Origin of the sequence: Streptomyces sp. NPDC059695 (assembly GCF_042733785.1) — a bacterium.
Taxonomy (GTDB): domain Bacteria; phylum Actinomycetota; class Actinomycetes; order Streptomycetales; family Streptomycetaceae; genus Streptomyces.
Window position 1 is genome coordinate 55,400 of the sequence record NZ_JBHWFF010000011.1, and the last position, 12,106, is coordinate 67,505.

A 12,106-nucleotide genomic window follows, 5' to 3' on the forward strand; every position below is an offset into this window, starting at 1 on the left:
CGCCGGTGGCCGCGTCTCGGGGGGGGGGGGGGGGGGGGTGCGGGGGGGGGGGGGGCGGGGGGGGGGGCGCGCCCCCGCCGCCCCCCCGCCCCCCCCCCGTCTCTCCCGGGGTCAGTCGTACGGGATGACGAGGACGGAGCGGTCCGTGCCCGTCTGGAGCCGTGCGTCGGCGTTCCCGATGGCGCTCCAGACCTCCAGGCGGACCGTACCGCCGCGCAGGTCCCCGAGCGTGCCGGTGGCGGACTTCAGGCCGCGCGTCTGGGCGTACTCCTCCCAGCCGGTGACCGGGTCCGTCGCGAAGTACTGGTAGGTCTCCGTGCGGTCGAAGGTGCCGTCACCGGTGAGGTCGTAGCGGACGCGGGCCTGCTGGCCCAGGCCGACGGCCGTGCCCGCGTCCACCTGCAGCCGGAAGGCCGTCGAACCGCCGCTCCTGAGCGTGCCGTCGACGTTCCTCACCTCGTACACCAGCGGGCGGTCCGGGGTGCCGTCGTGGTTGGCTCCCCCGGCGGAGGCGAGGGTGTCGCTGCCCGCCGTGGCTCCGCCGGCCGTGGTGAGGGTGCCGCCGGTGCGGAGCTGGAAGGTGTTCCCCGTGGAGGGCCCGGGGCCCGGGTCCGTGCCGCCCGTGCCGGTGCCGGTCGCGGTGGAACGGGCCGGGACGGTCAGGGACTTGCCGTCGGAGAAGGTGACCGTGCGGGCGGTCGTGCCGTGGTTGTGGGCCACGTAGGTGCGGGTGGTGCCCTTCAGGAAGACGGCCGAGGTGGGGAGGGAGCCGGTGACCGAGGCGTCGGGCGCGCCGAGCGTGTCGAGCGCCGTGAGCCAGTGGTAGGTGTGGGCCTTGGACTCGCCCGCCTCCGGGGTGTATCCGGCGTTGCCCGCGTCCCACTTGGCCTTGGCGGCGCCGGGATCGGCCAGGGACTGGAACTCCCAGAGGATGTCGCGCCATTCGACGGCCGGTCCGCCGTTCTCGCGTTCCATCTCGGCGAGGTTGCGCCGGACGGCGTCCTGGCGCCCGCCGAGCTGGAGCGAACCACCGGTGACGGGGAGGACGTTGATGCCGTGGATCTCCTCCGGGTTCGCGGTCCACCAGGTGGAGTACGCGGCGCCGCTGCCCCAGACCATGCCGACGGTGTCGTGCTGGAAGGCGGCGGGGAAGACCTGCTGGTCGGCGTCGAACCAGTACTGGGAGACGGCCTCGCCCTCGGTGGTCAGGAGGTAGGTGCCGAGGTCACGGAGCTGGGTGTCGCCGGTGGCCGAGCCCCAGAGGACGAGGGCGGCGCTGAGGTTGGTGGACTCCGAGGAGGACTCCTGGTTGTTGCCGGCGGCGAAGCCCTGGTGGCCGCTGGCCCAGCTGTGCCCGGCGTAGACGTCGAAGCCGCGCAGGAAGGGGAAGGCGCCGTCGGTGCGGCTGGGGTTGGCGGTGTCGCGGACCAGGGTCTTGACCATGGAGCCCCAGGCGGAGTCCGCGGCCCAGGCCGGGTCGTACTGGGCGACGATCGCCGCCGCGTACACGTAGTAGCCGTAGTGGAAGTGGTGGTCGTTGAGCTCGGTGTCGCTGCCGTAGGAGGCGGGGTACCCGGTGAGGGTCTTCCAGGCCTGGTCGTACGAGAACTCGTTGGCGCCGCCCGCCGTGAACCACTCCTGGAGGCGGCCCTTGACGAGGCCGAGCAGCTTGTCGCGGACCGCTCCCTCGCCGATCTGGTCGGCGAGCGGGACGAGCTGGGCCAGCTTGCCGAGCGCCTTGCCCGTCCAGTACGTGTCGACCGCACCCGAGAAGGGGTCGGCGGAGTTCGCCACCTCGTTCAGGTACCCGCGCAGCCGGGCGGCGTCCACTCCGGCGCCGGGGAGCGCCGGCAGGGTGGCGGCGGCCCGCTGCGAGGTCGTGAAGGAGGCGGACTCGCGGACCTTCATGGTGCCGCGCGGAGAGACGTAGGTGTACGGGGTGAGCGGGTCGGTGGTGTGCAGCCACTGGTGGCGGTAGAGCGCCTGGAGGGTGCCGCGTTCGGTGCCCTCCTTCGCCTCGGTGGTGAGCGCGTAGGTGGCGCGGACGGTCCCCGCGTCGTAGCTCCAGTTCACGGTGGACCCGGTGACGAAGCTGTAGGCGTACTTCCGGTAGGTGGCGAGGGCGTCGGTGGAGGGCAGGACGGCGATGGAGAAGTAGTCCTTGCCGCCGAGTCCGGCGGTGACGGTCTGGCCGGAGACGTTCCAGTCGGTGCCGGTGGGCGCGAAGAGGGCGTAGTGGTGGCCGGCGACGGTGATGCCGAGGACGTTGCCCTGGTCGGCGAAGACCGTGGGCGTCTCGGCCGTGGTGATCCGGGCGTCGCCGCCGGTGCCCTTGGCGTACACGAAGGGCAGGCCGTGGCCGATGGTGGTGCGCAGGGTGCGGGCGCCGTCGGACCAGTAGGGGGTGACGGTCCAGTCCGACCAGGCGTCGGCCTTCGTGTCGGGCGAGTTGAGGCCGGTGAGACCGAGGGTCAGGTCGCGCTTGTGGGCGAACTCGTACTGGCGCCCGTCGCCGACGACGGCGGGGCTCGTCGGGTAGCCGATCTCCAGGCCGCCGGCGACCGCCTGGTAGGTGAGCGGGTGGCCGTACATGGGGGTGGAGTACGGGTTGTCCCCGTACCGCTGGAAGGCGAGGGAGGACCACCAGTCGTTGGTGGGGACCGGCTTGCCCTGGGCGGCGGGGGTGACCTTGGGGATGACGGGGGTGCCGGTGTTGGTGGTGGGGCCCGAGGTGCCGGCGGGGCGCGTGTCGGAGTAGCTTCCGGCGCCCACCGGTACGGTGGCGGCCGCCGCGGGGACGGCGGCGGGGCCGATTCCCAGGGCGGCGAGGGCGGAGACCAGGACCACTGCCGTGGTCGGCCTGGTGCGGGGGGCTGGCATGAAGGAGCACCTCGTGTCGTCGTCGCGACGGATGGGGGGCTTGCACGGGGAGCGGTGCGAGAGCGCCGCGCGGCTTCGTGAGAGCGCTCTCAGAACGTCGGAAACGTAAAACCCTCGAAACGACTGTGTCAATGGATTGAACACAAGCGGGAGTTGAGCTCGTCTCCCGTCCGATACGCCTTCGAGCCTTGACGGATCCCCCTCTCCACGGGCACGCTCCCCCCGCAGGCTTGAGAGCGCTCTCAGACGTTCTCGCTCGTTCCGGAGCCAAGGAGGCTTCCCATGCCCATCGCCCGAGCCGCCAGAAGAACCGCCTCCCGCCTGGGGGCGGTCGTGCTCACCGGGGCACTGCTCGCCGCCTGCGGAAGTTCGACGGACGGCGCCTCCGGGGACGGCGCCGGGGGCGAGGTCACGATCACCGTGGACCTGTTCGGCTCCTTCGGATACAAGGAGGCCGGGCTGTACGCGGAGTACGAGAAGCTCCACCCCGGCGTCACCATCAAGCAGACCGACACCGAGGACGAGGCCGACTACTGGAAGTCCCTCCAGACCCGGCTCGCCGGCGGCGGGGGCCTCGCCGACGTCCAGGGCATCGAGGTCGGCCGGATCGCCTCCGTCACCCAGCAGCAGGCCGAACGGTTCGAGGACCTCAGGAAGTACGGGGCGGAGAAGCTCAAGGACCAGTTCGCCCCGGCCAAGTGGGCCGCCGCCACCGGGAAGGGCGGCGAGGTCCTCGGCCTCGGCACGGACGTCGGCCCCGAGGCCCTCTGCTACCGCACGGACCTGTTCCGGAAGGCCGGACTGCCGACCGACCGCGAGGAGCTGGCCACGAAGTGGTCCACCTGGGACGGCTACCTGGACCTCGGGAAGCAGTACAAGGCGAAGGCACCCGGCAGGAGCGCCTGGATCGACAGCGTCGGCAGCCTGTACTCGATCATGATCGGGCAGGAGAAGGAGCGGTACTACGACGCCTCCGGAAAGCTGATCTGGGAGGACAACCCCGCCCTGCGCACCGCCTGGGACCACGCCGTCGAGGCCGCCCAGGGCGGTCTGAGCGCCAAGCTGGACCAGTGGTCCCCCCAGTGGAACCAGGCCTTCGCCGCCGGCTCGTTCGCCACGATCCCCTGCCCCGCCTGGATGCTCGGCTACATCAAGGGCCAGGCCGGTGAGACCGGCAAGGGCAAGTGGGACGTCGCCCCGCTCCCCGGCGGCGCCGGCAACTGGGGCGGCTCCTACCTGGCCGTACCCAGGGCCGCAGCGCACAAGAAGGAGGCGTACGAGCTGGTCACGTGGCTCACCGCGCCCGAGCAGCAGACGCGGCTCTTCGAGAAGCAGGGCAACTTCCCCTCCGCCACGGGTGCGATCGCGAAGGTCGCGGGCGCGAAGGACGCGTACTTCTCCGGCGCCCCGATCGGGAAGATCTTCGGCGACGCGGCGAAGGCGGCACCGGTCCAGGTCCTCGGCGTGCACGACCAGAACATCGCCCAGCAGATCACCAACGCGCTGAGCGAGGTCGAGCGCAAGGGCACCTCGCCGGAGAAGGCCTGGTCGAACGCGCGGAAGGGCGTCGAGAACACCATCGGCTGACGTGCGCCGCGAGGGGCTCCGCCCCGCGGAGCCCCGCCCCCTTCCCCACGCCCCGCCCCGTACCCTCACCGAAGGGCCGCATCGTGACCCTCACCGCACCCCAGGCGCCGGCCCCGCCGCGCGTCGCCCCGCCGCCCCGGCCGGGGGCCGCGCGGCGGGCCTGGCGGACGGCCTCGCCGTACGCCTTCCTCGCCCCGTTCTTCACCCTCTTCGCCGCGTTCGGCCTCTTCCCGCTGCTGTACACGGCCTTCGTCTCGCTCTACCGCGTGGAGCTCCAGACCCCCGGCGACATGGAGTGGCGCGGCCTCGGCAACTACACCGCGCTCTTCGGCGACGCGTACTTCTGGACCGCACTGCGCAACACCTTCACCATCGGTGTCCTGTCCACCGTGCCGCAGCTGGTGATGGCCCTCGGCCTCGCGCACCTGCTCAACTACCGCATGCGCGGGCGCACGTTCCTGCGCACGGCGGTCCTGCTGCCGTACGCGACCTCGGTCGCCGCCGCCACCCTCGTCTTCGCCCAGCTCTTCGGCCGGGACTTCGGGCTGATCAACTACGCGCTCGGCCTCGTCGGCTTCGACCCCGTCGACTGGCAGAACGGCACCGTCGCCTCGCAGATCGCGGTGTCGACGGTCGTCATCTGGCGCTGGACCGGCTACAACGCGCTGATCTACCTGGCCGGCATGCAGTCCATCCCCGACGAGCTGTACGAGGCCGCCGCCATGGACGGGGCCTCGCGGTGGCGCCAGTTCCTCCACGTCACCCTGCCGGGGCTGCGGCCCACGATCCTCTTCACCGTCGTCGTCTCCACGATCGGCGCGACGCAGTTGTTCGGCGAGCCGCTGCTCCTCGAAGGGTCGATCTCCGGCGGCATCTCGCACCAGTACCAGACCCTCGGCCTCTACATGTACGAGCAGGGCTGGGGCTTCTTCCACCTGGGGCGGGCCGCGGCCATCGCCTGGGTGATGTTCCTGCTCATCGTGGTGCTCGTCGGGCTCAACGCCCTGATCGCGCGCCGCCGTTCACGCAAGGAGGCCGGCCGATGACCACGCTCGTCCGCCCGGCGCGCCGCGGACCCGCGCGGGCGGGCCGCACCCTGCACGCCGGACCGCTCGCCTACACGGTCCTGGTCGTCGCCGTCCTGGTGTCCGCGTTCCCGTTCTACTGGACGATCGTCGCCGCGAGCCGGTCCAACGCCGACCTGGCGAACGTCCCTCCCGCGCTGCTGCCGGGCCGGAACCTGATGCGCAACTTCGAGGCGGTCCTCGAAGAGGCCGACATCGGCAAGGCCCTGCTCAACTCGCTGATCGTCTCCGGGTCGATCACCCTCGGCACCGTGCTGTGCTGCACGCTCGCCGGTTTCGCCTTCGCGAAGCTCCGCTTCCGGGGCCGGGGCGCGCTGCTCGCGGTCACCGTGGGCACCATGATGATCCCGCCGCAGCTGGGGGTGATCCCGCTGTTCATGCTGATCGCCGAGCTGGGGTGGGTGAACCAGCTCCAGTCGGTGATCCTGCCCGGGCTCGTGTCGGCGTTCGGGGTGTTCTTCATGCGGCAGTACCTGGTGCAGTCGCTGCCGGACGAGCTGATCGAGGCGGCCCGGGTCGACGGGGCCTCCACCGCCCGGATCTTCTGGTCGATCGTGGTGCCGGTCGCCCGGCCCGGCATGGCCGTCCTCGGTCTGCTGACCTTCATGGCCGCGTGGAACGACTTCTTCTGGCCCGTCGTCGCGCTCTCCTCCTCCGAGCCCACCGTGCAGGTCGCGCTGCGCCAGCTCGGCGGCGGCTACGTCCACGACCAGTCCGTGATCATGACGGGCACCCTCCTGGGCACCCTGCCGGTGCTGCTCGTCTTCGGCCTCCTCGGCCGGCAGATCGTCGGCGGCATCATGCAGGGCGCGGTCAAGGGCTGACGTCCGCCCCGCCCTCCTCCTCCTACCGCCCTCTCACTCCAGGGAGCTGCCTTCCCATGACCGCGCTCGACGCCCACTCCGCCCGCACGACCGCCCTGCGCTTCCCCGAGGGCTTCCGCTGGGGCACGGCGACCGCCGCGTACCAGATCGAGGGGGCGGCCGCCGAGGACGGCCGCACCCCCTCCATCTGGGACACCTTCAGCCGTACGCCCGGAAAGGTGCGCAACGGCGACACCGGTGACATCGCCGCCGACCACTACCACCGGGTCGACGAGGACGTCGCCCTGATGCGGCGGCTCGGGGTGACCGACTACCGCTTCTCGATCGCCTGGCCGCGGGTCCAGCCCACCGGACGCGGCCCGGCCGTGCGCAAGGGCCTGGACTTCTACCGGCGGCTCGCCGACACGCTCCTGGAGGCGGGGATCCGGCCGGTGGTGACGCTCTACCACTGGGACCTGCCGCAGGAGCTGGAGGACGCGGGGGGCTGGCCGCACCGGGAGACCGCGTACCGCTTCGCCGAGTACGCGGGGATCATGGCGGACGCCCTCGGTGACCGCGTCGCCACCTGGACCACGCTCAACGAGCCCTGGTGCGCGGCCTTCCTCGGCTACGGCAACGGCGTGCACGCGCCGGGCCGGACCAGCGACCTCGCCGCGCTGCGCGCCGCGCACCACCTGAACCTGGCGCACGGCCTCGGGGCGCGGGCGCTGCGCGGTGCGCTGCCCGGTTCGGCGGAGGTGTCGCTGACCCTCAACCTGCATGCCGTGCGGGCCTTCTCGCAGGCTCAGGAGGACCTGGACGCGGCGCGCCGGATCGACGCGGTCGGCAACCGGATCTTCCTCGACCCGGTGTTCCACGGCCGGCTCCCGGAGGACCTGGTCCGCGACACCGCGGCCGTGACGGACTGGTCGTTCGTCCGGGACGGCGACCTGGCGACGACGGCCGCCCCGATCGACTCCCTGGGCATCAACTACTACGCGCCGGCGGTCGTCGCGGCGGGTGCCTCGGAGTCGCCGTCGCCGTGGGCGGGCGCCGAGCGTCACGTGCGGTTCGAGCCGGTGCCCGGGCCCCGGACGGCCATGGACTGGCCGGTGGACGCGAGCGGACTGCACGAGCTCCTGGTACGGCTGCGCGACGAACTGCCGGGCGTCCCCCTGGTGATCACCGAGAACGGCGCTGCCTACGACGACTACGCGGATCCCTCGGGGAACGTGAAGGACCCGGAGCGGGTGGCCTATCTGCACGCGCACCTGGCGGCGGTGCACCGGGCGCTCGCGGACGGCGCCGACGTGCGCGGGTACTTCCTGTGGTCCCTGCTCGACAACTTCGAGTGGGCCTACGGCTACGGCAAGCGGTTCGGCATCGTCCACGTGGACTTCGCGACGCAGCGCCGGACCCCGAAGGACAGCGCCCGGTGGTACGCGGAGGTCATCGCCCGGGGCGGTCTCGGGGAGGCCTGAGGGCGCCCGGACCCTCCTTCTTCAGGGCTCCGGCGACGAAGTCCTGGGTGAGCCGGGCGGCCGACGCGACCGGGACGTACTGGTCGTCGAAGGGGAAGAAGTCGAGGACGCCGACCGCCCCGTAGTTCGCCCAGAGGCAGGTCGTCATGGGGAAGGTGTCGGCGACGTTCTGCCGGCACTCCACGACGAGGGAGGCGCTGGTGACGGTCTCGGGCTCGCCGGTGAGGTTGCGTCCGTAGTCCTTCGCGAGGTCCATGGAGGCGGCGGCGATGCGGTCCAGCGAGGCGGCGGGGTCCGGCACGCTCACGTACAGGTGGGTCCTGGCGGTGAAGGTGGGCGCGGAGGCCGACATGGTGCCCTTGCGCAGGACGGTGCGGGGGCTGCCGAAGCACGACACCTCGTCGGCGACGTCCTGGCTGTCGTCCTCGATCTCCTTCAGCCCGTCGTCGCCGGTGACGGTCATGTCGAGGTCGCTGCCGAAGTGGAAGCCGCCGTCGCCCTCGTCGCAGACGAGGCCCTCCATGGCCGGCACCGCGACGGTGCTGTAGCGGGTGCCGGTGTCGGCGGCGAGCGCCCCCGCCGCCGGCCCGGTCCCGGGGTGCGCGGTGGTGGGCGCCGCGTCGGCCGGCCTGCCCGACGGGCGCCCGGCGTCCGCCGGTCCACCGGAACCGCAGCCCGCCACCACCGACGCCAGTGCGACCGCGGCGACGGCCGTCCCCCACCTGTTCACGTGCGCGCTCCCCCGGGAAGTCACCGAGTCGATCAAGGTCCTGGTGATCATACGGGGGACGGCCGGGAGCCGGTGGCGCCCTCCGCTTCGGCGGGAGACCGCAAGACACGCGGGGCCGGCCGGGTCCTCGACCGGCCGGTGGGGCCGCCGGGGACGTCCGTCACGCCCTCCGCGGCATGCGGGCCGCGACGGTGGCGGTCGTGACCGTCACGGTGCCGACGGCCACGACCTGACGGTCAGGAGGCGTTCGGGCCGACGTCCGTGGAGGTGAGGGGACGGCGGACCGGGGCCAGCGTGGAGTACTCGTCGGAGCCGACGTCGCGGGCGGTGCCCCGGGCATGGCCGTCGATGTCCTCCGGGACCGGCGTCGTGGTGAGGGTCGCGGCGCCGATCGCCGGGCTGCCCGCCGCGAGCCGGTACACACCGTCCGTGGACGGCGCCAGGCGGGGGTCGACGCGGGTGTAGCCGGCGTTGGGGAGGGTGCCGTCGGAGGCCGCGCCCCAGAGGATGTTGCCCTGCCAGAGGAAGCCGGTGTTCGCGCCCAGCGCGACGAGGCTGCCGCTGTCTCCGACGATGAGGTTGTCGGCGACGACCACGTCGCGCGGCTCGAAGGCGCGGGTCTCGCCCGAGAGGGAACTCTTGTTGGCCCGCAGGGTGTTGTGGACGATGACCGCGCGGTCGCAGGCGTCGTTGCCTCGCCGCTGCTCGGTGGTCTCGCCGGCGGTGTGGTCGCGCGTGGTGCCGCTGCCGATCACGAGGGCCCGGCCGGTCAGGCCCGCCAGGTGGTTGTTGACGACCAGGTGGTCGTTCCCGTAGAGCCGGATGCCCTCCTTGCCGCCGAGGACCCAGTTGCCCTCGACGGTGGTGCCGTTGCCGTGGCGCAGCACGATGCCGCCCTGGCTGTCGCGGATCGTGTTGTAGCGGATCGTGTTGCCGGAGGACTTCACCGAGATGGCCTCGGGGTCGCCGTCGCACCGCTCGAACAGGTTGTACTCCACGGTCGCGTCGGCGACGGACAGGGCCCGGCTGCTGACGCCGAGCCGGATCGACTCGCCGCCGTTGGCACCCGTGTAGGCATGGCCGGAGAAGTGGTTCCTCAGGACCTGGAGGCGCTGGGCGACGGCGGTCGTGCCGGGCCCGTCGACGACGAGGAAGATGCCCTGGGTGGTCCTGTCGTGGAAGTGGTTCCGGTCGACCTTGACGTCGTCCCCCTCCACCAGGACCCAGTCGAGGCCGTCCACGTCCGCGAACCGGATGTCGTTGCGGGTCAGCCGGATGCCCGTGGTGCCGGCCGGGATCTCCAGGGTGCCGCTCTGCCGGAGCGCGAACCCGCTGATGGTGACCGCGCTCGCGCCGTCGAGGACGAAGCTGCGCTCTCCGCGCAGGACGGCGCCGCCCCGCGTCTGCGAGACGATCGTGATGCCGCTGCGTCCCGAGACGTCGATGGCACCGCCCGAGGGCACGGTGTACGTGCCGTCGGCGACGACGATCCGGTCGCCGGGAACCGCCCGGTCGATCGCGCTCTGCAGCGCGGCGAGGGAGGTGACCGGGGCCGGTTCGGCCGCTGCCGCGCCGGTCGCGAGCAGGGTGTCGAGCGGGACCGCGGCGGCCGCCGCGCCCAGCAGCGAGCCTCTGAGGAAGGTACGTCGTCGCATGATGCCTCCTGGAGAAGGGGAAGTCGTCGTTCTGTGTCCTGCGCCCAGGAAGCCGTGCCGACGGGACGGCGAGGGGACCCCGGCCCGCCGGGGCCCGGTGCGGGCCCCCACGGCCCGCACCGGTTCCCGACAGGCCGGGGCCGGTCACGGACGCCGCCTCCCCGGCGGCCTCGGTCCGTCCTGTCCGGTGCAGCCCCACGACGGCACCCGCCAGGACGACGGCCGCCACGGCGCCCGCCTCGGTCCCGCCCGTTCCGGTCTGTTCCTCGGAACGCGCCGGCGGACCGACGCGCGGTTGGTCACCCCGCCGCGGCCTGCCGACCCGGACCACCCTGCCCGGTGCCGCTCACGTCTCACTCACGTTCCGCTAACGCCGGGGCGGGGACGCGCCCGCACGATCGGCGCCGGGTCGGCCACCTGACAGATCGTCGCGCGGGGGCGGGAGGACGGGTCGGGTGCTGAGGTAACCTGCTCGCCCTTCGGAGCACGTCCCCCACCTCCCAGTGAAGCGAGCGATCACATGACCGAGCTGAGCCGGATCCACGTGGCGGCGTGCCTGCGCGGGGACGGCGGGCTCGCGACGGCCGTCGCGCGGGCCGAGCTGCCCCCGGCCTTCGAGACGGCGTGGCGTCCTCATCTGCTCCCCCGGCCGTGGTTCGTCCCTGCCGCGGAGACGGCCGCGTTCGCACGGGACCTGGAGGGTCTCTTCGAGCTGCTCGTGTCCCTGCCGGAGCGGCTCTTCGGCGGGGACGTCGAGCGGTACGCCGCGGAGATCGGGATCGAGCCGCCGCTGGTCGCGCTGCTGCGCCGGGCCGGATCGGGCGTCCCGGCCAAGCTGGGCCGCGCGGACGCCTACCACGACGGCACCGCGTTCAGGCTGCTGGAGTTCAACCTCGGCAGCGAGATCGGCGGCCTCGACATGGACGTCCTCGGCCAGGCGCTGCTGCGGGTCCCCGAGTTCGGCGGGTTCGCGCGCGAGCACGGCCTGGGCCATGTGGACATCGCCGGCCGGATGGCCGCCGTCCTGCGCGACCGGGCCCGCCCCGCGCTGTCCGGCTCGGCGGAGCCGGTGATCGGGCTCATCGAGGGGCACGGCGGTGTCGGCCCGTACGGGAGGCTGATGCGCGCCACCCAGGAGGCGATGGCCGGGCACGGCCTCGACCTGAGGATCGGTGAGATCGGCGACGTACGCGCGCGCGCCGACGGAAAGCTCACCCTGGACGGCACCCCGCTCGATCTGGTGCTGCGGAACTTCGCGGCGAGCCAGCTGCTCGACGACCCGGCGGGCCCGGAGGCCGCGGAGCCCTTCTTCCGCGCCCACGAAGCGGGCAGGACCGTGCTGTTCACGTCGTTCGAGAGCGGTCTGTACTCCCACAAGAGCGCCCTCGCGCTCCTGTCCGACCCGCTGTGGAGCGATGCCTTCGACGCCGGCGAGCGGGCGCTCGTCGAGCGGGTCCTGCCGTGGAGCCGGGCGCTGCGCGCCTCCGGCCCCGCCGGGCTGCTGGACCTGTGCCGGGAGCGGCGGGAGCGGCTCATCCTCAAGCCCGGGGCCGGGTACGGCGGTCTGGACACGTTCGTGGGCTGGGAGTGCACCGAGGCCGACTGGGCGAAGGCCCTGGACCTCGCGGTGGAGCGCGGCGGCTACGTGGCCCAGGAGCGGGTCGTGCCGCGGCCCGAGCCCGTGTACGACCCGGCCACCGGGACCGTGGACGACTGGATCGCGGCGCTGGGGTTCTTCCTCACCGACGAGGGCTACGCGGGTGCGCACGCACGGGTCAACCGCGCCGACGGCGGCGCGATCGTCGGGATGAGCAGCAACCCGGACACCCGCATGACCGGGGTGTTCACCCACCCCTGAGGGTGTGGTGGACACCGGCGCCGAGGG

Annotated in this window: 8 protein-coding genes; 5 read left to right on the forward strand and 3 right to left on the reverse strand. The window is 72.8% G+C overall.

The annotated features are described in order from the left end of the window. Positions 1–111 precede the first annotated feature (111 nt). Positions 112–2,880 carry a glycosyl hydrolase gene (locus ACFV2S_RS15825; protein WP_385558498.1) on the reverse strand — a complete coding sequence of 923 codons (2,769 nt, stop codon included), beginning with the start codon at positions 2,878–2,880 and terminating at the stop codon, positions 112–114. Positions 2,881–3,162: 282 nt separating this feature from the next. Here ACFV2S_RS15825 and ACFV2S_RS15830 point away from each other — a divergent pair, with 282 nt between their 5' ends. From ACFV2S_RS15830 to ACFV2S_RS15845, 4 genes are all read left to right on the forward strand, one after another. Further along, positions 3,163–4,467 (forward strand): extracellular solute-binding protein, encoded by a 1,305-nt coding sequence (locus ACFV2S_RS15830; protein ID WP_385558501.1) that lies wholly within the window; start codon positions 3,163–3,165, stop codon positions 4,465–4,467. An 83-nt stretch (positions 4,468–4,550) separates the two neighbouring features. After that, on the forward strand, positions 4,551–5,513 hold the full coding sequence (locus tag ACFV2S_RS15835) for a carbohydrate ABC transporter permease (RefSeq protein ID WP_385558504.1): 963 nt from the start codon (positions 4,551–4,553) through the stop codon (positions 5,511–5,513). After that, entirely contained in the window at positions 5,510–6,376 is an 867-nt protein-coding gene (locus ACFV2S_RS15840) for a carbohydrate ABC transporter permease (RefSeq protein ID WP_385558507.1), read from the forward strand. The genes ACFV2S_RS15835 and ACFV2S_RS15840 overlap by 4 nt, the downstream gene beginning before the upstream one ends. Before the next feature lie 56 nt (positions 6,377–6,432). Beyond that, positions 6,433–7,836 carry a GH1 family beta-glucosidase gene (locus ACFV2S_RS15845; protein ID WP_385558510.1) on the forward strand — a complete coding sequence of 468 codons (1,404 nt, stop codon included), beginning with the start codon at positions 6,433–6,435 and terminating at the stop codon, positions 7,834–7,836. Here ACFV2S_RS15845 and ACFV2S_RS15850 read toward each other — a convergent pair. Both ACFV2S_RS15850 and ACFV2S_RS15855 read right to left on the reverse strand, forming a co-directional pair. Continuing rightward, complete coding sequence (locus ACFV2S_RS15850; RefSeq protein WP_385558513.1) at positions 7,805–8,566, reverse strand: hypothetical protein; 762 nt, start codon at positions 8,564–8,566, stop codon at positions 7,805–7,807. The two genes, ACFV2S_RS15845 and ACFV2S_RS15850, sit on opposite strands and share 32 nt — an antisense overlap. A 236-nt stretch (positions 8,567–8,802) precedes the next feature. After that, a complete protein-coding gene (locus ACFV2S_RS15855) occupies positions 8,803–10,221 on the reverse strand; it encodes a chondroitinase-B domain-containing protein (RefSeq protein ID WP_385558516.1) in 1,419 nt (472 codons plus the stop codon). A 520-nt stretch (positions 10,222–10,741) separates the two neighbouring features. On the opposite strand from ACFV2S_RS15855, the gene ACFV2S_RS15860 reads away from it, so the two are divergent. After that, complete coding sequence (locus tag ACFV2S_RS15860; protein ID WP_385558519.1) at positions 10,742–12,079, forward strand: hypothetical protein; 1,338 nt, start codon at positions 10,742–10,744, stop codon at positions 12,077–12,079. Positions 12,080–12,106 lie beyond the last annotated feature (27 nt).

Coding starts and splice junctions, on each gene's coding strand:
- ACFV2S_RS15825 (WP_385558498.1), bottom strand. CDS start 2,880: ATGCCAGCCCCCCGCACCAGGCCGACCACGGCAGTGGTCCTGGTCTCC.
- ACFV2S_RS15830 (WP_385558501.1), top strand. CDS start 3,163: ATGCCCATCGCCCGAGCCGCCAGAAGAACCGCCTCCCGCCTGGGGGCG.
- ACFV2S_RS15840 (WP_385558507.1), top strand. CDS start 5,510: ATGACCACGCTCGTCCGCCCGGCGCGCCGCGGACCCGCGCGGGCGGGC.
- ACFV2S_RS15845 (WP_385558510.1), top strand. CDS start 6,433: ATGACCGCGCTCGACGCCCACTCCGCCCGCACGACCGCCCTGCGCTTC.
- ACFV2S_RS15855 (WP_385558516.1), bottom strand. CDS start 10,221: ATGCGACGACGTACCTTCCTCAGAGGCTCGCTGCTGGGCGCGGCGGCC.
- ACFV2S_RS15860 (WP_385558519.1), top strand. CDS start 10,742: ATGACCGAGCTGAGCCGGATCCACGTGGCGGCGTGCCTGCGCGGGGAC.